This is a genomic window from Kocuria soli, assembly GCF_003797835.1.
GTDB lineage: Bacteria > Actinomycetota > Actinomycetes > Actinomycetales > Micrococcaceae > Kocuria > Kocuria soli.
Genome location: NZ_RKMF01000002.1, coordinates 69111 through 87319, shown reverse-complemented (window position 1 = coordinate 87319; position 18209 = coordinate 69111). Strand labels below are relative to the sequence as shown.

20 protein-coding genes, 1 tRNA gene and 1 pseudogene are annotated in these 18209 nt (G+C 68.8%); 16 read left to right on the top strand and 6 right to left on the bottom strand.

Annotated elements, in window-relative coordinates; all coding sequences use genetic code 11:
- Position 1 precedes the first annotated feature (1 nt).
- Positions 2 to 1666, top strand: coding sequence for a hypothetical protein (locus tag EDL96_RS01955; protein ID WP_094364328.1), 1665 nt, complete (start codon positions 2 to 4; stop codon positions 1664 to 1666).
- Positions 1667 to 1673: 7 nt separating this feature from the next.
- On the opposite strand, the gene EDL96_RS01950 is transcribed toward EDL96_RS01955, so the two are convergent.
- Complete coding sequence (locus EDL96_RS01950) at positions 1674 to 2057, bottom strand: ArsR/SmtB family transcription factor (protein ID WP_094429398.1); 384 nt, start codon at positions 2055 to 2057, stop codon at positions 1674 to 1676.
- A gap of 94 nt (positions 2058 to 2151) precedes the next feature.
- On the opposite strand from EDL96_RS01950, the gene arsM reads away from it, so the two are divergent.
- The 15 genes and pseudogenes from arsM to EDL96_RS13980 all read left to right on the top strand — a co-directional run.
- Complete coding sequence (arsM, locus tag EDL96_RS01945; protein WP_094364498.1) at positions 2152 to 2970, top strand: arsenite methyltransferase; 819 nt, start codon at positions 2152 to 2154, stop codon at positions 2968 to 2970.
- 31 nt (positions 2971 to 3001) lie between these two features.
- A complete protein-coding gene (arsB, locus tag EDL96_RS01940; RefSeq protein WP_094364330.1) occupies positions 3002 to 4117 on the top strand; it encodes an ACR3 family arsenite efflux transporter in 1116 nt (371 codons plus the stop codon).
- Positions 4114 to 4518, top strand: coding sequence for an arsenate reductase ArsC (locus tag EDL96_RS01935; RefSeq protein ID WP_123823918.1), 405 nt, complete (start codon positions 4114 to 4116; stop codon positions 4516 to 4518). Before arsB ends, EDL96_RS01935 begins: the two co-directional genes overlap by 4 nt.
- Before the next feature lie 124 nt (positions 4519 to 4642).
- Positions 4643 to 4909, top strand: coding sequence for a DUF6112 family protein (locus tag EDL96_RS01930; RefSeq protein ID WP_094429399.1), 267 nt, complete (start codon positions 4643 to 4645; stop codon positions 4907 to 4909).
- 138 nt (positions 4910 to 5047) lie between these two features.
- The gene (locus tag EDL96_RS01925) at positions 5048 to 5317 is read left to right on the top strand and encodes a DUF6112 family protein (RefSeq protein WP_094429400.1); all 270 of its coding nucleotides are present in this window, start codon (positions 5048 to 5050) and stop codon (positions 5315 to 5317) included.
- Positions 5318 to 5348: 31 nt separating this feature from the next.
- The gene (locus EDL96_RS01920) at positions 5349 to 6695 is read left to right on the top strand and encodes a conjugal transfer protein TrbL (protein ID WP_094429401.1); all 1347 of its coding nucleotides are present in this window, start codon (positions 5349 to 5351) and stop codon (positions 6693 to 6695) included.
- 3 nt (positions 6696 to 6698) lie between these two features.
- The gene (locus EDL96_RS01915; RefSeq protein WP_094429402.1) at positions 6699 to 8162 is read left to right on the top strand and encodes an SCO6880 family protein; all 1464 of its coding nucleotides are present in this window, start codon (positions 6699 to 6701) and stop codon (positions 8160 to 8162) included.
- A gap of 117 nt (positions 8163 to 8279) precedes the next feature.
- The gene (locus EDL96_RS01910) at positions 8280 to 9056 is read left to right on the top strand and encodes a hypothetical protein (protein ID WP_123823915.1); all 777 of its coding nucleotides are present in this window, start codon (positions 8280 to 8282) and stop codon (positions 9054 to 9056) included.
- A complete protein-coding gene (locus tag EDL96_RS01905) occupies positions 9053 to 10540 on the top strand; it encodes an ATP-binding protein (protein WP_123823912.1) in 1488 nt (495 codons plus the stop codon). Before EDL96_RS01910 ends, EDL96_RS01905 begins: the two co-directional genes overlap by 4 nt.
- Before the next feature lie 92 nt (positions 10541 to 10632).
- On the top strand, positions 10633 to 11112 hold the full coding sequence (locus EDL96_RS01900) for a hypothetical protein (protein ID WP_233568609.1): 480 nt from the start codon (positions 10633 to 10635) through the stop codon (positions 11110 to 11112).
- Positions 11113 to 11147: 35 nt separating this feature from the next.
- Entirely contained in the window at positions 11148 to 12899 is a 1752-nt protein-coding gene (locus EDL96_RS01895) for a type IV secretory system conjugative DNA transfer family protein (protein WP_094429702.1), read from the top strand.
- Between the two features lie 85 nt (positions 12900 to 12984).
- Positions 12985 to 13464: a single-stranded DNA-binding protein gene (locus EDL96_RS01890; RefSeq protein WP_094429406.1), complete on the top strand. Its 480-nt coding sequence runs from the start codon at positions 12985 to 12987 to the stop codon at positions 13462 to 13464.
- Between the two features lie 16 nt (positions 13465 to 13480).
- A complete protein-coding gene (locus tag EDL96_RS01885; protein ID WP_397555486.1) occupies positions 13481 to 14074 on the top strand; it encodes a hypothetical protein in 594 nt (197 codons plus the stop codon).
- Between the two features lie 10 nt (positions 14075 to 14084).
- Positions 14085 to 14285, top strand: coding sequence for a hypothetical protein (locus EDL96_RS01880; protein WP_094429408.1), 201 nt, complete (start codon positions 14085 to 14087; stop codon positions 14283 to 14285).
- Between the two features lie 164 nt (positions 14286 to 14449).
- Positions 14450 to 15319: pseudogene (locus EDL96_RS13980) on the top strand (recombinase family protein); the annotation flags it as partial.
- 354 nt (positions 15320 to 15673) lie between these two features.
- Here the strand turns inward: EDL96_RS13980 and EDL96_RS01870 are convergent.
- The 5 genes from EDL96_RS01870 to nadD form a co-directional block, all read right to left on the bottom strand.
- Positions 15674 to 16096, bottom strand: coding sequence for a hypothetical protein (locus tag EDL96_RS01870; protein ID WP_123823909.1), 423 nt, complete (start codon positions 16094 to 16096; stop codon positions 15674 to 15676).
- A gap of 22 nt (positions 16097 to 16118) precedes the next feature.
- Positions 16119 to 16191 (bottom strand) — tRNA-Ala (locus tag EDL96_RS01865).
- A gap of 118 nt (positions 16192 to 16309) precedes the next feature.
- Positions 16310 to 16753: a ribosome silencing factor gene (rsfS, locus tag EDL96_RS01860; RefSeq protein WP_123823906.1), complete on the bottom strand. Its 444-nt coding sequence runs from the start codon at positions 16751 to 16753 to the stop codon at positions 16310 to 16312.
- Between the two features lie 19 nt (positions 16754 to 16772).
- Positions 16773 to 17501, bottom strand: a complete 729-nt coding sequence (locus tag EDL96_RS01855) for a hypothetical protein (RefSeq protein ID WP_123823903.1) — start codon at positions 17499 to 17501, stop codon at positions 16773 to 16775.
- Entirely contained in the window at positions 17498 to 18202 is a 705-nt protein-coding gene (gene nadD, locus EDL96_RS01850) for a nicotinate-nucleotide adenylyltransferase (protein ID WP_233568607.1), read from the bottom strand. The genes EDL96_RS01855 and nadD overlap by 4 nt, the downstream gene beginning before the upstream one ends.
- Positions 18203 to 18209 lie beyond the last annotated feature (7 nt).

Sequence of the window (18209 nt, the reverse complement as noted above, 5' to 3'; positions counted from 1 at the left end):
GGTGGCGAACACGATCGTCCAGGGCATCTGCTTTCGCTGCGGCCGGCTGAAGTCTCTGCGCTGGAACCACACGCTGGATCGGGGTGAGTGCCGCGCCTGCCGCGCTCACCGGTCACCGATCGAGACCTGCACCGGATGCGGACGCCAGCGCAGGGTCAACGCCCGCACCGACGACGGCGGCGCGGTCTGCGTGACCTGCTATGCCCGCGACCATCACCCTGAGGATGCCTGCGACGAGTGCGGCATGATCGGCCCGCTGGCGACCAGAGCTGGCGGGAAGCGACCCGGCGCGGCGAACCTCTGCGGTCGCTGCTATCGGAACCCGTGCCGGGTCTGCGGCGTCTGCGGCAGGCTCAAACGAGTCGCCTTGAAAGCCACCGCGACCAGCCCGGACGTCTGCCCGACCTGCTACCAAGCGCCCGTGATCGACTGCTCTATCTGCGGGCAGCAGGCTCTCGGGCGACGCACGACGAATCACGGCCGACCACGCTGTTTCGCTTGCCAAGCAGCCCAGCAGATCGACGCCGCTCTCACCGGCCCGGACGGGGTGATCCGGCCAGAACTGAAACCCGTCCGCGACGCCCTCACCGAGCTCGAACGACCCCGATCGCTGCTGACCAACTGGCACGATCTGGCATCCTTGCGTCTGCTGACCTCGATCGCCCGCGGCCAGGTCGACCTCAGTCACGACGCGCTCGATGCGCGGCCACAGATGTTCTCGGTGACCTATCTGCGCGCGATGCTCGTCGCCGCGGGCACCCTGCCGCCTCGTGATGAGAACGCCGCCCGACTGCACCGATACGCCGCAGACGTCGTCGCCGAGGTGAGCGATCCCGAGATGCGCGGCGTGCTCACCCGCTACGCCCGCTGGCACGTCGTCGGCCGCGCCAAGACCGACCGGCACGACCGGATCGCGCCGAACGCGGCCGCCCGCTGCCGGGGCGACATCGACACTGCCCGCGCGTTCCTCGACCATCTCAGCTCCAGCGGCTACGACCTCGATGACTGTCCGCAAGACCACCTTGACGCCTGGATTACCACCGACCGGAGCCGCCGCCTCGGGTTCGTCCGCTGGCTCAAACGAGGCGGCTACCTCCGGCACGTCTGGCTCCCTGAGCCGGTTCCGGCGAAAGACCCGGCCCACGACGTCGACCCCGAAGAACAGCTCGCCCTGGTTCGCCGGCTGCTACACGAGCCCGGTAGCGCCAGCATCGAAGACCGTGCCGCAGCCTGTCTGATCCTGCTCTACGCCCAGCCGGTCGCGAAGATCACCGCCCTGATCACCAGTGACATCGAGGTCCGCGATGGTGAAACCTACCTGCGTCTGGGCTCCGAGCCGGTGTTGCTCATCCCGCCGCTGGATGCGCTGGTGACCGCCTTGCCGGTCGCCAAGCCATTCGGGGCGGCGAGCAGGCTGGCTGATTCCCGGTGGCTGTTCACCGGCAAGAACGCCGGCACCCACTTGCATCCCGCCTCGCTCCTACGCCGGATGCACCAGCTCGGGGTGACTTCCAGAGCAAGCCGGAACACCGCCCTGCTGCATCTGGCCTCGACCACACCACCGGCGGTGTTCGCCTCACTGATCGGCGTCAGCATCGGCACCGCGACCCGCTGGGCCGGTCTCGCCGGAGCCTCCTGGAACCGTTACGCGACCCTGCCGCGCTGAACCCGTCTCAGCACGACGAGGCAGGGCCACCGTCGGTCAGGGCCTGCGGGTCGAGGGCGCTGCTGAGCATGGACAGGATCTCGGGCACGATTGCGTAATAGGCCCACTTGCCGCGCTGCTCGCGGGTGACCAGGCCGGCGTCGACGAGCTGCTTCATGTGATGCGAGACCGTGGGCTGGGAGAGCCCGACCGGTTCGGTCAGGTCGCACACGCACGCCTCCCCGCCGGACTGCGCCGCGATCATCGACAACAACCGGACCCGGGTCGGGTCACCGAGCGCCTTGAACATCCGCGCCAACCGCTGGGCATCCTCGACCGCGAGCACCCCGCCCGTGACCGGAGCACAGCACCCACCCGCATCGGCGGCGATCAGTGGCAGCGAAGTCGTCATGGCCCTGATCCTACGCCACGCATTGACAACTGTCGATGCATCGACGAACATCAATACGTAGATGACGAGTCCACCCGACCGAATGGAGCGCGCCATGAGTGAGAACACCGAGCTGCGCGAGCAGGTCCGCGCCCGCTACGCGCAGGCCGCGACCGCCGTGACCCGCGGCACCCGCAACGCCGACTTGCTGGCTGAGGAGACCCCCGCGGGCTCGTGCTGCACCAGCACGCCCGCCGTGGAGGAGGCCGATTCGGGTTCGTGTTGTGCTCCGACCGAGCGCAGCTTCGGCGCGGGCCTCTATGACGAGGCGACCGCCGCCGGCCTGCCCCTCGAAGCGATCGAGGCGAGCCTCGGCTGCGGCAACCCGACCGCGGTCGCTGAGCTGCATGAGGGTGAGCGGGTGCTCGACCTCGGCTCCGGCGGCGGCATCGACGTCCTCTTGTCGGCCCGCAGGGTCGGCCCGACCGGGTTCGCCTACGGCGTGGACATGACCGACGAGATGCTCGCGTTGGCCGAGAAGAACAAGACCGAAGCCGGGGCGGAGAACGTCGAGTTCCTCAAGGGCACCATCGAGGACGTGCCGCTGCCCGATGGGTCGGTGGATGTGGTGATCTCCAACTGCGTCATCAACCTGTCCACCGACAAGCCGGCGGTGCTCGCCGAGATGTTCCGCGTCCTCACCCCCGGTGGGCGGATCGGGGTCTCCGATGTCGTCGCCGAAGACCGCCTCACCCCCGAGCAGCGGGCCGAGCGCGGCTCCTACGTCGGCTGCATCGCCGGAGCCCTCTCCAAGACCGAGTACCTCGACGGGCTCGCCAAGGGTGGTTTCGCGGATGCGAGCGTGGAGTTCACCCACGAGGCCGCCGACGGGATGCACGCCGCGATCGTCCGCGCCACCAAGCCTGCCAACTGATCCCGAGCTGACGAGGAGACTGAGCAGCACGATGCCCGCACCCCAGAACATCACCAGCATCGCGACCCCGACGCAGGCCCCGGCCGCGAAGCGCCTGTCCACGTTGGACAAGTGGCTGCCGGCCTGGATCGGCCTGGCCATGATCGCGGGTCTCCTCCTGGGCCGGTTCGTGCCCGCCCTCTCGGACCTGCTTGCTCGGATGGAGGTCGGCGGGATCTCGGTGCCGATCGGCCTGGGACTGCTGGTGATGATGTACCCGGTGCTGGCGAAAGTCCGCTACGACAAGATCGCCGCCGTCACCGGAGACAAGCGCCTCCTCGTCTCGTCTCTGCTGCTGAATTGGCTGCTCGGCCCGGCGGTCATGTTCGCCCTCGCCTGGCTCTTCCTACCGGACCTGCCCGAATACCGCACGGGCCTCATCATCGTCGGCCTGGCCCGCTGCATCGCGATGGTCGTGATCTGGAACGACCTCGCATGCGGCGACCGGGAAGCCACCGCCGTGCTGGTCGCGATCAACTCCGTATTCCAAGTCGTGATGTTCTCGGTGCTCGGCTGGTTCTACCTCACCATCCTCCCCGGCTGGCTCGGCCTCGACACCCAAGGCCTGGACGTCTCGGTCGGGCAGATCGCCCTCAACGTCCTCGTCTTCCTCGGCGTGCCCCTGGTCGCGGGGTTCGCGACCCGCTGGATCGGCGAGAAACGCCGCGGCCGGGCCTGGTACGAAGAGCGCTTCATCCCGAAGATCGGGCCGTGGGCGCTGTATGGGCTGCTGTTCACGATCGTGCTGCTGTTCGCCCTCCAAGGCGACGCCATCACCTCCAACCCGCTCGACGTCGCCCGGATCGCTCTGCCGCTGCTGGTCTACTTCGCGCTCATGTGGTTCGCGGGCCTCCTGCTCGGCAAGGCACTGGGCCTCGGCTACGCCCGCTCGACCACGCTGGCGTTCACCGCGGCAGGCAACAACTTCGAGCTCGCCATCGCCGTCGCCATCGGCACCTTCGGCGCCACCAGCGGCCAAGCCCTCGCCGGGGTCGTCGGCCCGCTGATCGAGGTGCCCGTCCTCGTCGGCCTCGTCTACGTCTCCCTCTGGACCGCCAGAAGCTGGTTCCACACCAACCCCTACCAGACAGAAACCGAGGCATCATGACCACCCCGCAGCTCCCGATGGTCTTGTTCGTCTGCGTCCACAACGCCGGACGATCGCAGATGGCCGCCGCCTACCTCAATCGCATGGCGGCGGGTCGCATCGAGGTCCGTTCCGCCGGCTCCGAACCCGCCGACCAGCTCAACCCCGCCGTAGTCGAAGCTATGCGCGAGGTCGGGATCAACATCACCGCCGAACGCCCGAAGCTGCTCACCCCCGACGCGGTGAAGACCTCGGATGTGGTGATCACGATGGGGTGCGGGGATACCTGCCCGATCTTCCCCGGCAAGCGCTACGAGGACTGGCAGCTCGACGATCCTGCCGGGCAAGGACTCGACGCCGTGCGCACGATCCGCGACGACATCGAGAACCGCGTCCGCGCCCTCGTCGCTGAACTGACCTGACCCTGGGCCGCCCGGCGCACCTGCCGGGCATGGACCTCTCCCTCTTCACACATAGCCCCGGCCAGTCCTGGCCGGGGCTATTCCGTCATCTCCATCATCGGACCCTGCCGGTAGGTGAGGCGTGATGGACGTGTTCCCGGATTTCGACGGTCTCTCCGGCATCAGCGAGCTGCGTGAGGTCGCCGGCGCGCTGCTCATGTTCGTGCTCGTGGTGGCGGTGCTGATGCTGATCGTGTCCGCGATCTGCTGGGCCATCGGTGCGGCGAACGGCAACTACCAGGTCGCGACAAAGGGCCGCATCGGCGTGTTCGTCGCCCTCGGCGGCGCGGTCCTCGCAGGAGCCGGGGTCGCCTGGCTGAACTGGCTCGTCACCATCGGCGGACAACTCTAACGGCCTGCGCGCGGCGGCTCGGCGGGGCTCGTCACGGGTGCTTCGGCATCCCGGGGCGGGCCTTCTTTTTGTGCCCGATGGGGGCGGGGTGCACCTGGCGGTCGGAACTGTCTTCCGTCTTCTGAAAGGGCACTCATCGTGATTGACATCGACCCCAACTCCTCCGGGCTTCCGGGCATCGAGCAGCTGCGCACGATCGTCGGCGCCGTGATGACCGTCGGCCTCATCCTGTCCGTCCTCGCGCTGATCATCTCCGCGATCATCTGGGCCTACGGCTCCAACAGCAGCAACCCTCACCTCGCGGGGAAGGGGAAGACCGGCCTGCTGATCTCCTGCGGCGCAGCGATCATCTGCGGCGGATCGGTCGCGCTCATCAACTTCTTCTGGGGCGTCGGCCAGCAGGTCTGATCTCTTCTGCGTGTGAAAGGAGGGGTCTGCCGTGAGCGTGTGCGACATCCCCGTCATCTCCAACGTGTGCGATGCGGTCGGCGAGGGCACCGCGTCCCTGATCGCCGCCCCGTTCGACTGGCTCGCCTCCTCGATGGCCGGGGCGGCGGCCTGGCTGATGGAGACCATGTGGACCGTCTTCGACACCACCACCCTGGTCGACCTAACCCAGCCCGGGTTCGTGTCCGTCTACAACCTGCTGTTCGGGATCGCCTTGTTCATCGTGGCGATCTTCTTCTTCCTCCAGCTCATCACCGGGATGATCCACCGCGACCCGACCGCCCTGTCCCGCGCCGCGCTCGGGGCGGGAAAGTCGATCCTCGGATCGTTCGTGGTCATCACGCTGACGACGGTGTTGCTGGAGATCGTCGACCAGCTCTGCATCGGCCTCATCCAAGCCGCAGGCGAGACCACCGAGTCGATGGGCAACCAACTCCTGCTCCTCAGCCAGGCGCTGGCCGGGCTGAACATCGCTGCCCCAGGGGTGGGTGCGATCGTGTCGATCTTCCTCGCCGGTCTCATGATCGCCGCGATCGGGATCGTCTGGTTCTCCCTGTTGATCCGGAAGGCCTTGATCCTCGTCACCGTCGTCCTCGCCCCGCTCGCCCTCTCCGGTGCCTCTTGGGATGTCACGAAGGGGTGGATCGGGAAATGGGCGACGTTCCTGATCGCGCTCATCGTCTCCAAGCTCGTGCTGGTCGTGGTGTTCCTGGTGGCGATTACGCAGGTCGCGACACCGATTGACTCGGGACTGACCGCGGTGACCGAACCGATCGCCGGCATCGTGCTGCTCGGGATCGCGGCGTTTGCGCCGTACATGGTTTACCGGCTGATCAGCTTCATCGGCTTCGACCTCTACAACTCGATGGGTGCCGAGCAGGACGCGAAGAGTGCGATGAACCGGCCTCTCCCGATCCCGTCCAAGCCGAACACCGACGGCACCCAGAAGATCCTCGACGGCGCAGGCGACGACGGTGACTCCGGCGGCGGTGGCGGTGGCGGTGGGACGCCGCCGACCACGCCACCGCCCGCGGGGACTGAGGCCGCCGGCGCGGAGGCGGGAACGGAGGCCGCAGCCGGGGCGGGTCCCGCTGCCCCGGTCGTGGTCGGCGCGGTCGTCGTCAAGGAAGCCGCCGAAGCAGGGTCGGAGGCCGGCGCCGAGGTCGGGCAGCAGGCCGATGCCGCCGCCAGCGGCGCACAGAACGCCGGCACCACCGCACCCGGTGACAGCAACCCCCGCGACGGAGGTTCGCGTGGGGCACCGCCTCCGCCGTCGCCTCCGGTGCCGAACACCCCGCCCGACCCGAACCCGGCCCCGCCCACCGGAGGGAAGGAGTAGCTCATGTCTCGCACCGACACCACCACGGGGGCTGAGTTGGTCCCGGTGAAGTTCTCCCGGCTCACCCGCCGTGGCCTCATCCTGGGCCTGTCGCTGTCGCAGGTGATCGCTCTCGGCATCGGCGGGGCGTCCCTGGTCGGGGCGCTCTACGCCGGCGGCGGCATCCTCGTCCTCTACTCCGCCCCGATCTGGCTGCTTGCCATCACCCTCGTCTGGGTGAGGATCGGCGGGCGAGCACTGATCGAATGGCTCCCGATCTGCTCCTGGTGGCTGTGGCGCACCACCGGCGGACAACTCCTGTACCGGCGACGAATCGTCGCCCCCAGGCCGGCGGGCACCCTCGCCCTGCCCGGTGACATGGCCCGGCTCCGCGAGTACGCGGACCCGGAGACCGGGGCGGGCATGATCCACGACCCGACCGGCAACACCTTGACGGTCGTGGTTCGGGTCACGCATCCGGCGTTCGTGCTCCTGGATCCGTCCGAACAGAACCGCCGCGTCACCGCCTGGGGCCGGGTGCTTGCCACGATCTGCCGCTCCGGACGGATCAGCGCTCTCCAGGTGTTGGAGCGCACGCTGCCCGATTCCGGGCAGGGGCTGGCGGAGTGGTGGGCCGAGCACGGCACTCACGACGGCTCCTGGGCCTCGACCACCTACGCCGAACTCATCGAGCGGGCCGGCCCCGCCGGGGAACGCCACGCCACCACGCTGTCACTCTCGCTGGATATGCGGGCGGCGGCCCGGCAGATCCGCACCGCCGGCGGCGGTCTGAAAGGCGCGGCGAACGTGCTCCGGCAGGAGATGGCAACCCTGCTCGCCGCGCTCCGGGCCGCGGACCTCACCCCGTCGGGATGGCTGACGACGGGTGAGATCGCGGTGATGCTGCGCACGGCCTACGACCCCGCGATCGGCCCCACCCTGGAACGCCACGGCCAGCTCGGGCAGGACCTCGCAACCGCAGGCCCCGTCGCGGTGACCGAGACGTGGGGTCGGCTGCGCACCGACTCCGGCCACCACGCCGTCCTCTGGATCAGCGAGTGGCCGCGGTCCATGGTGTACCCAGGATTCCTTGCCCCGGTGGCGCTGTCGACGGGGATTCAGCGGTCGATCTCGCTGATCTGCACCCCGCTGCGCACCGACCAGGCGGTGCGCGACATCCGCAAGAGGAAAGTCGAGCACATCTCCGACCAGGCCCAGCGGCGGCGGATCGGGCAGATCCAGGACGCCTCCCAAACCGCCGAGTACGAAGACGTGCTCCGCCAGGAAGCCGACCTCACCGCCGGTCACGGCGTGCTCCGTTACACCGGCCTGATCGCGGTCACCGCCCCGACGGTGGAGGAGCTGGATACGGCGGTCGCCGCGATCGAGCAGGCCGCGATCCAGGCCTCCTGCGAAACCCGGCTGTTGGCCGGTCAGCAGGCCGTCGCGTTCACTGCCGCGGCACTCCCGTTGGCACGCCGCATCTGACCGGCGGTTCGTGCGCCGGTGGGTGCACCTGGGAGCACAGCGCCCCGACCCCTCTTCACCTCCGCGGGGTCGGGGCGTTGCCGCGATCCCATCCCGCGTATCGAAAGAGACCTGATCATGCCCACGTTCAACGACCCTGCCGCCGATGCCCGCGAAGCATATGAGGCGGTCCGCGGGCTCGCCCACGCCACCCAGCGCATCGAGAACCCCGAGGTGCTGTATCCGGTGATCGGCGAACTCATGGCGACCACACGGAATCTCTCGCAGGTGCTCGACCAGCTCGCCCGCGCCCAGCAGCAGCACACCGGGCGAGCGATGACCGATTCCGGTGACCGGGAGGCGGGCAGCCAGCTCACCTTCGAGGCCGCCGCCGCGCTCCACGAAGCGGCGGCGCACATCGGGCAGGCCGACACGGTGCTCGACCGGGCGTCGAACCGGGCCGGGCAGATCGCCTGGCTGCCGGAGGACCCGCGGTACCGGTGGGTGAGCGTCGTGTTCCTCCAAGGGAGCGAGGCGGAGCCGGTGATGGAGATCATCGACCGGCAGGGTCCGGATGCCGCGATCGCATACCTCGCCGGCTGGGATTACGGCGCGGAGACGGTGAGCGCTGCGATGGAGAACGGGTACGTCTACGAGACCGCCCCGCAGACTCCCGCGGATCGTCTTGTCACCGACGGCGATTACGCCCTCACCTACAGTCCCGACCTGGGTTACGTCGGCCTGTCCCGCCGCATCGACGCCCCCGACCCCGAGCCCGAGAGGCCGACCGCCGAAGCATCTCCTGCCCGGCCGGGTGCGGGGCGGCATCGCGGGTCGGAGCGTCCGGAGGGGGCGTCGTGGTTCCTGCCGGATGTGATCGCGGAGGTCGCCGAGAACCGAGGACTGTCGCTGTGACCCGGCAGCCGGAGGCCGAGCGCCTGCACACCGCCGTCCTTGTCGCCCCGTCGAAAGAACGCCGGCGTCTGCGCGCGCAGCGCCGGCGGGCCGCCGCCCGGCTCGTCGCCGAACAGCGCCAGCGCGAGATGGCCGAGGCGAAAGCGAAGAAGACGGCGGAGCGTGCGGAGCGGAAGGCGACCCGGTATCTGCCCTCTGTCGGCGAACCCGGCCCCGCCGCGCTCAGGTCACCGGGCCGGTTCCGGTTGCCGCGGCACCAGGACACCAGCGCCATGTTGGCGGGTGCGTATCCGTTCCTCGCCGAAGGCGGCCTCGGCTCCCAGGGCGTGTTCATCGGCCAGGACCTCTACTCGGGCGGCAGCTTCGTCTACGACCCGTGGGTGCTGTACGCGAACGGGATCATCACCGCCCCGAACCTGGTGGTGGCGGGCATCGTCGGCAGCGGGAAATCGTCGCTCGCGAAAGCGCTCTACACCCGCTCGTTGGGGTTCGAGCGGCGGGTCTACATCCCCGGCGACCCGAAAGGCGAGCACACGGCGGTCGCGGAGGCGGTTGGGGGTCGTGCGATCAAGCTCGGCCACGGCCTCCCGACCCGGTTGAACCCGCTCGATGAGGGGTACCGGCCGGCCGGGATGAGCGATCAGCAGTGGACCGCGACGGTCATTTCCCGACGCCGTGACCTGATCGGCGCGCTCACGGAGACGGTGCTGGCGCGGCCCATGTCCCCTTTGGAGCACACCGCGATCGATACGGCGCTGGCGGTGACGATGCGGGACAACTCGGTGCCGATCCTGCCGATGGTCGTCGATCACCTCCTCGATCCCGCCGACGACCCCGACGGCAGTCTCCGGGAGGACGGTCGCATGGTCGGGCATGCGCTGCGTCGTCTGGTGCACGGCGATCTTGCCGGGCTCTTCGACGGGCCGTCGACGGAGGTGTTCGATCCGTCGTTGCCGATGATCTCCCTCGATCTGTCGCAGGTCACCGAGAATTCCACGCTGATCTCGGCGCTGATGACGTGTTCGTCGGCGTGGATGGAAGCGGCGCTCCTGGACCCGGCCGGTGGCCAGCGCTGGTGCATCTACGACGAGGCCTGGCGGCTCATGTCCCAGCCCGCGCTGTTGCGGCGGATGGATGCGCACTGGCGGCTCGCGCGGGCGTACGGGATCGCGAACGCGATGATCTTCCACAAGATCAGCGATCTCGACAATGTGGGCGATCAGGGATCGGCCATGCGCGGCCTCGCCAACAGCCTGCTCGCGAATGCGGAGACGCGGGTGATCTACCGGCAGGAGTCCGATCAGCTCGGCCCCACCTCCGCCGCTCTCGGCCTGACGGGCACTGAGCAGGGGCTGCTCCCGACGCTCGGGGTCGGGCAGGGGCTGTGGAAGATCAAGGGTTCTTCCTACGTGGTCCAGCATCAACTCCATCCCGCCGAAAATCGGCTCTTCGACACCAGCTCGCGCGCGGCCGCGCGCACATAGGCCGGGGTGCGGTGGGTGCACCTGGCGGCATGAGACACGCCCCTGCTTCTGCCGCTGTTCCTTCGTCTGTCCCGGTTTCGGTGCCGCATCTCGTGCTCGACGTGCACGACGACGGCACCCTCACCGCCACCCTCGACACCCGCCCCGTCGACCCGCCCGACGGTGTGAGCGCGTGGCGGCGGGCCATGTTCGCGCAGATCATCGACCACGCCACGGGCGACCGGACCATCGCCGTGCGGGTGACCGTCCACGAGAGCGACGGCACCACGTTCACCGACATCCTTCCCGCCGCGAAACGCCCCGCCCCGGAACCTGTGGCCGAGGAGAAGTCGGAGCCGCGGCGGGCGGTGAAGCGTCAGCGGGGTGCTGATCCGATATCAGTGGACGGCGGCGACGGGTTCATCGCCGGGGAAGACGTCGCCGTCGCCCTCATCGCCGCACACACCGACGCGACCCCGGACGGGCGCGCACGGGCCCTCCTCGACCCCGCGGTCGTCGCGGCGGCGCGGGCGGGTGAGGTGGTGCTGGTCGGGCGGGTCTCCGGCACGATCGCTGTGCGGAGCTTGTCGTGATCGGGCCGCAGGGCCTTCCCGGCGGCAGCGGGGCGATGGGTGACGAGCTCACCAACCTGATCCTCATCGCCGTCGGCGGCCTCCTCGGGGTCGCGTTCGTCCTCCGCGCCTCCGGTAGCGTGGCGGCGTTTCTCACGGGCGCCCCGCAACCCACTGCCGGAGCGGCTGGCGGGGTCGCGGTGTTCTTCAAACCGGGTGATCCTGGCGGGCAGCTCGGCGCGGACGGCCTGAACCCGTTCGTGTATTGGGTCGTCGCCGCTCTCATGCTCGGCGCTCTCGTCACGGCCGGGTTCTGGGCGTGGGGTCTGCTGCGGCGCACGATGCGGCAGGCCGCACTGGATCCGCACCGGCAGGAGGGCACCGCGACCCGGCACGAGATCGCCCAGACCGCCTCCACCAAAGCGTTGATGCGCCGCGCCAGCACCCTGCGCCCCACGCTCGACAGCCCCGTACCGGGTGATGTCGGTTACCGGCTCGGCACCGCGCACCGACACGAGGTCTGGGCCTCCGTGGAAGACTCGATCCTCCTCGTCGGCGCCCCGAGGAGCGGCAAGGGCCTGTTCCTCGTGATCCCGGCGATCCTCGATGCCCCTGGCGCGGTGGTCACGACCAGCACGCGTCCCGATAACGTCACCGCCTGCCTGCGCGCGAGGAAGCGCATCGGACCGGTGGCGGTGTTCGATCCGCAGCACCTCGCCGAAGGTCTCCCTGCCGGGCTCCGCTGGTCGCCGATCCGGGGGTGCGAGTCGCCGCAGACCGCGATGATCCGCGCCGCCGGCCTCGCGTCGGCCACCGGCCTCAGCGCGGGTGGCGTCGAAGGCGGTGACTTCTGGGAAGGGAAAACCCGCGCCGCGCTCCAAGCGCTGCTCCACGCCGCCGCCCTCGACCGGCGCACCCCGACTGAGCTGTTCCGGTGGACGCTCGACCCCACGAGCGCGGCGGATGCGGTCGCGATCCTCACCAACCATCCGGATGCGGCGACCGGGTGGGCGGACTCGCTCGCCTCGATGATCGACGCCGACCCCCGCACCCGCGACTCCATCTGGCAAGGCGTCTCCCTCTCACTCGCAGCCCTCGCAGACCCCCGGGTGCTCGACGCCGTGTCCCCGGGAGAGGGCGAGGAGTTCGATCCGGAAGCGTTCATCCGACAGCGGGGCACCCTGTTCCTCCTCGCCACCGGTGCCGGGGCCGGGAACAGTGCCGCCCTGGTGGCGGCGCTGGTGGAGGATCTGGTCGAGACCGTCCGCCGCCTCGCGGCCCGCTCCGCCGGCGCCCGCCTCGACCCGCCGATGCTGCTCGCGTTGGACGAGATCGGGAACCTCGCGCCTCTGCCGTCCCTGCCGACGTTGATGGCCGAGGGTGGCGGGACCGGGATCACGACACTCGCGGTGTTGCAGTCGCTCGCGCAGGCGCGGGACAAGTGGAACGAGCACCAGGCCGGGGCGATCTGGGACGCCTCGATCGTGAAGATCCTCCTCGGAGGCGCCTCCAACAGCCGCGACCTGCAAGACCTCTCCACGCTGATCGGGGAACGCGACGAACTGACCGACTCCACGACAGTCGGCGACTACGGCTCCCGCTCCAACCAGCGCTCCGTCCGCAGGGTCGCGATCCTCCCACCAGACCGAATCCGCACGCTCCCGTTCGGCACCGCCGTCACCCTACTCCGCTCCGCGCCGCCGATCATCACCGACCTGCGCGCCTGGCCCAACCGCCCCGACGGCACCACGTTGAAGGCCGACCGGGCCGAGGTCGAACGCCTCCTCCACGATCCCCACGGGGACTGATCCACCGCGGGAGGACGGGTGCACCTGCCTGACCCAGCGGCCCCGACGAGAGGTGGCCGCCTGAGCAGACCGTCAGGAGCACACGATGAACGAGCAGCCACGCGACCCGGACCCGGAACTGGATAGAGCCTTCTACGGGTTCGTCGCTTCCGATCCGCAGCCGTCAGGCAGCGAGGGCAAGAAGCGTCTGTACTTCAAGGCCGGGCAAGAGCACCACGACTTCGCAGCCGACGGGTCCCGGATCAAGCTCCCCACGACCTTCCACGATGTGGTGGCGTTCCGAGGCGCTGCCGAGAGCGGCGAAGTGAAACTCGCCAAGGGCGACTGGTTCCTCGCGATCGGACGCACCCAGACAAGCACGAACCCCAACACCGGCGTCGAATCGACGGAGTTCATCGCAAGCCGGTTCGGACACGACCTCGCCCGCATGAACACCCAGGTCGGCACCCCGCGCCGCCGCTCCCAGATGGAATCCCCGGACCGTCAACGACCGGCGCGGCAGGTCGCGTTCGAGCCGCCCGTGCAGGACCAGCCCGACTATGAGCAGCCCGCACGGGCCATGTGAGAGGGGGCGAAGCATGATGAACAACGACGCCACGCTCCCACCCGACGACCTGGGCTCCGAGCCCGAGGAATGGGAGGAGGAGGACTTCGGGCGACTCGACCCTGACGATGACATTCCGGGGCCGCCGCGGCCGGTGAACTGGAACCTGCTGCTCTCCCACGACCTGGAACAGGAATGGCTCGCCCTCAACCGCTGGGTCGAATGGCTCCGCCACACCTACGCGCTGCCCGCGTCGGTCATCCCGCCGTACTGGCACCGCCACCCCGAGCTGCAATGGGAGCTGTCCGCGCTACACCTGCACTGGCTCGGCGCCTACGACCCCGAGCAGAACGCGTCCGCCGCGATCGGCTGGCACCGCGACTTCGCCGCCGCCCGCCAGCGCCTCCGCGACTGGGTCGCCGCCTCCGGCACCCGCCTGGACCGCGACCGTCCCAGTCGGCAGACCGCCTGGCCCGGCGAACCACCCGCCCCACCGGTCGAAGACACCCCGATCACCGAACGACGCGCGGACTTCGTGGCGTTCGTGATCACGCAGGTCGCCCGCCGCAAGGCCGCCGAAGACGCCGTCTTCGCCCGCCTCGATGACGCCGCGCGCTCAGACGATGGGTAGGTGACGAGCGGTGGTGCGGAACTATCAACGCAAGACCCAGCGGCCCTCCGCCGACCGGAACCTGCGAGTCACCTTCACCCGGCGCGAGCAGATCGACGTGGAGAAGGTCGCCGAAGTCCTCATCCGCGTCGCCCTGCGAGAAGCCGGCACGGGCACCAAGGCCGGGCAGGCCGGCACCCGACTCCAGGCGCTGCTGAGCAGCGAGCGGTAGAATCCCCGGTACGTAGTACGTCCATCAGGGCGCTACCGGCTTACCCCTTGTTGCCCGAACCCGTCGCGGTTCGGCAGGCCTCCCCATCTGTGTCGTGACAGCCCAACGGCGCCCGCACCCATCCCGACTGGGAATGGGTGAGCGCCCGAAAGGCAGTCACGACCATGACGCTCCTCGACCTTCCCGCCGGCCTCGACCTCAGCGCCCTGCGTTCCCTCGCCGGCCCCGCGACCCAGGCCCTCGACGTCGCCCTTCCCGATGGGAAAGTGCCGGCGATCTCCTACCTGCGGGTCTCCACCAAGGACCAAGCCACCCGCAACGGCCTCGAAGAAGGCCTGTCCATCCCCGCGCAGCGCGAGGCCGCGCAGCGCAAGGCCGACCAGCTCGGCGCGGTCATCGTCGCAGAGTTCATCGAGCCCGGCGAGTCCGGCAAGACCGCCCGCCGCAAAGCACTCCAGGAGATGCTGGACTACCTTGCCGAGCACCCCATCCGGTACTGCATCATCAACAAGGTCGACCGCATCGCCCGCAACCGGCTCGACGACGCGATCATCCACGCCACACTCCGCCAAGCAGGCGTCACCCTCGTCTCGGTGATGGAGAACATTGACGAGACCCCCTCCGGGATGCTCATGCACGGCATCATGGCCTCGATCGCGGAGTTCTACTCCCTGAACCTCGCCCAAGAGGTCACCAAGGGTCTCGTGCAGAAAGCGTCCATCGGCGGCACCCCGCACAAGGCGCCCATCGGCTACCTCAACGTCCGCCTCACCGATGCGAACGGGCACGAGGTGCGCGACGTGCAACTCGATCCCCACCGGGCCGACCTGATCCGGTTCGCGTTCACCGCCTACGCCACCGGCGACTGGTCCCTCTCCAAGCTCGCCCGCGAGCTAGAGACCCGCGGCCTTGCTACCCGGCCCACGCCGACGTTCCCCGCGAAGCCGGTCACGACCACGGGGCTGCACAAGATCCTCACGAACCCCTACTACCAGGGCATCGTCACGTTTCGCGAGGTCACCTACCCCGGCACCCATCAGCCACTCGTGACCCCGGAGACGTTCGAGCAGGTGCAGACGATCCTCCAGCAGAACCACGTCACCGGCGACAAGCCGCAGAAGTACGACCACTACCTCAAAGGCTCGATCTACTGCGGCTGCGGGAAGAAGCTCATGTTCGAACGGCCTCGCAACCACCAGGGCGTCGCCTACGACTACTTCACCTGCACCGGCCGCCGGTTCAAGCGCAACGACTGCCAGCGCACCGCCGCCCTCGTCCACCGCATCGAGCAGAGCATCGAGACCCGCTACCAGCACGTCTCCGTCACCGAGGACGAGGCCGGACAGATCCAGGCCGTCCTCGGGCAGGTGTTCGACGCCCTCGCCGAGTCAACCAGCGATGAACGGACCCTCCTCGAAGGACAGAAGATCAAGCTTGAAGCCGAACAGGTCAAGCTCCTCCAAGCCCACTACGCCGACGCGATCCCCCTCGACCTGCTCAAAACCGAACAGGACCGCATCCGCGCGAGCCTCCACGCCATCACCGGCAGGCTCGACACCCTCACATCGACCTACGACAACGCGAAGGTCGGGCTCGACGCGATCCTCGGCCTCCTCACCGACATCGGTGATGTGTACGCGAAGGCCGAACCCGCCGAACGGCGGATGCTCAACCGGGCACTGTTCGACCGCATCACCATCGATGACGACGACCAAGCCGCCCTCGAACCAGCCCAGACGATCGCGACGATCCTCGACGCCATCCCCAGGCCACACAACGAAAGAACCTTGCCCCGCGATCAAGCGGGGCAAGGTTCGAACGTTCAACTTTACGTGGAGCTGAGGGGACTCGAACCCCTGACCCTTTGCATGCCATGCAAATGCGCTACCAGCTGCGCCACAGCCCCATGTCGTCGACCCGGAAACTCTACCATGACTGACCCTTGCAGGATCACTCAGTGTCGTTTGCGGAACACGTCGCGTTCACTTTCGTGTTCGCGTCCCGTCCGGACAACGATGTAGATACTAGGACGGATCCGCCGCCCCGTGCAAATCGCCCTGGTCCGCCCCCGTCGACTCTGAATCAGACGCCGACGCCTCAGCGGCCGAACTCAACCCCAGGTCCACAACGGGCGATTCGCTCCACAGCCGCTCAAGGGCATAGAAGGCCCGGTCCTCGTCGTGCTGCACGTGCACCACCACGTCGCCGTAGTCCAGCAGCACCCAGCGCCCCTCCCCCTTGCCCTCGCGGCGGAGCGGTCGCAGGTCGTGTTCGGCGATCAGCGCGTCCTCGATCGCATCGACGATGGCGCTCACCAGACGTTCGTTGGAGCCCGAGGCCACCAGGAACGAGTCCACGATGCCCAGGGCCTCACTGACGTCCAGGGCAACGATGTTCTCGGCCTGCTTCTCATCCGCAGCTCGTGCGGCGGTGCGGAGGTACGCGAGGGAGGTATCGGGAAGTGTCATGCGGCGGTCGGGGCCTTTCTCACAGCAGTATCAACAGGATCACAACGGCCAGCGCCAGCAGCACGACGGCGGCCAACACCAGCAGGACGGTCTTCCCGCCCCCTGATTCGCGGTACTTGGACGGTTCCAGCAGTTCCAGGCCTTCGGCGTCCAGGGCGCTGACGGGCTTGCCGGGTTCCTCAGCATCGGACTCGGTACCGGATTCGGCGGCAGACGCTTCGGTAGCCACAGGGGCTACCGCTTGGGAGTGCTCGTGCTCATCAGCTGTTGAATGAGTGGCCGTCGACCCCAGGGGAGCCTGCGCAGAGCCACTCTGATCAGATGCAGCCGGCGCGGGCGTCGGCACGGGCCGCGCCGCAGCTCCATCGTCGTCGGAGGTTCTGGCGCCGGCTGCCGAAGCACGCTCGGCGGCGGCCCGGTCCTCCTCGGAGGCCAAGGCGGCACGGGAAGCCAACTCCGCCATGCGCCGCTGCTTCATGGCGAGGTCCGGGTCCACGTGCTCCGGGTCATCGGACTGGTTCTGTGCCAGTTCCTTCTGGTGCTGCTCCATCTGCTCGCGCAGCAGCGCCAGGCGTCGAGGGCCCAAAGGCTTGTCGGCCGCAGTGCTCGGAGCGCCACCCAGATCGATCTCCGGGGCGGGCAGGTCCAGCGCCTCGGCGTCCCCGGAGGGAATGTTGACGATCTCCTCCGGAGCGTCCGCGTTCCCCGCCGATGCGCCGTCCGGGTCCAGGTACCGGTCCTGACTCATGCTGTGGCCTCTTTCGTTTCCTGGACCGGGTCGGTCACAGGTCTGGTCGCTTCGGTGGCGGCGCGCTGGTTTCGCCGTGCACCCAGGTACAGGCCGTACTTGCCGATGTACTGGACCACGCCGTCCGGCACCAGGTACCAGACGGGCTTGCCCTGGACCACGCGGTCCCGGCAGTCCGTGGAGGAGATCGCCATGGCGGGAACCTCCATCAGGGTCACGCCGCGGGCGCCGTCGGGAATGGCCAGCTCGTGCCCCGGACGGGTCACGCCGACGAAAGTGGCCAGATCCCACATCTGTTCGGCCCCGTGCCAGCTCAGGATCTCGCTCATGACATCGGCACCGGTGATGAAGAACAGGTCCGAGTCCGGGCGTTGTTCGTGCAGGTCCCGCAGGGTGTCGATCGTGTAGGTCGGCCCACCGCGCTCGATGTCCACGCGGGACACGCTGAACCGCGGGTTGGACGCCGTGGCGATGACCGTCATGAGGTAGCGGTGCTCCGCCGGTGAAACCTTCTTGCCGGCCTTCTGCCACGGCTCCCCCGTGGGGACGAAGACCACTTCATCCAGGTCGAAGACCGCGGCGACCTCTGAGGCGGCCACCAGGTGCCCGTGGTGAATGGGATCGAAAGTACCGCCCATGACACCCACACGGGTGCGGCCGGCGACCCGCGGAGGCACGTTGATCTCGTGAGCCGGGTTCACGTGAACG

Excerpts from the sequence above, each read along its gene's own strand:
- EDL96_RS01950 (WP_094429398.1), bottom strand. The coding sequence starts at position 2,057 with ATGACGACTTCGCTGCCACTGATCGCCGCCGATGCGGGTGGGTGCTGT.
- arsM (WP_094364498.1), top strand. The coding sequence starts at position 2,152 with ATGAGTGAGAACACCGAGCTGCGCGAGCAGGTCCGCGCCCGCTACGCG.
- arsB (WP_094364330.1), top strand. The coding sequence starts at position 3,002 with ATGCCCGCACCCCAGAACATCACCAGCATCGCGACCCCGACGCAGGCC.
- EDL96_RS01935 (WP_123823918.1), top strand. The coding sequence starts at position 4,114 with ATGACCACCCCGCAGCTCCCGATGGTCTTGTTCGTCTGCGTCCACAAC.
- EDL96_RS01930 (WP_094429399.1), top strand. The coding sequence starts at position 4,643 with ATGGACGTGTTCCCGGATTTCGACGGTCTCTCCGGCATCAGCGAGCTG.
- EDL96_RS01915 (WP_094429402.1), top strand. The coding sequence starts at position 6,699 with ATGTCTCGCACCGACACCACCACGGGGGCTGAGTTGGTCCCGGTGAAG.
- EDL96_RS01910 (WP_123823915.1), top strand. The coding sequence starts at position 8,280 with ATGCCCACGTTCAACGACCCTGCCGCCGATGCCCGCGAAGCATATGAG.
- EDL96_RS01895 (WP_094429702.1), top strand. The coding sequence starts at position 11,148 with ATGGGTGACGAGCTCACCAACCTGATCCTCATCGCCGTCGGCGGCCTC.
- EDL96_RS01890 (WP_094429406.1), top strand. The coding sequence starts at position 12,985 with ATGAACGAGCAGCCACGCGACCCGGACCCGGAACTGGATAGAGCCTTC.
- EDL96_RS01885 (WP_397555486.1), top strand. The coding sequence starts at position 13,481 with ATGAACAACGACGCCACGCTCCCACCCGACGACCTGGGCTCCGAGCCC.
- rsfS (WP_123823906.1), bottom strand. The coding sequence starts at position 16,753 with ATGACACTTCCCGATACCTCCCTCGCGTACCTCCGCACCGCCGCACGA.
- EDL96_RS01855 (WP_123823903.1), bottom strand. The coding sequence starts at position 17,501 with ATGAGTCAGGACCGGTACCTGGACCCGGACGGCGCATCGGCGGGGAAC.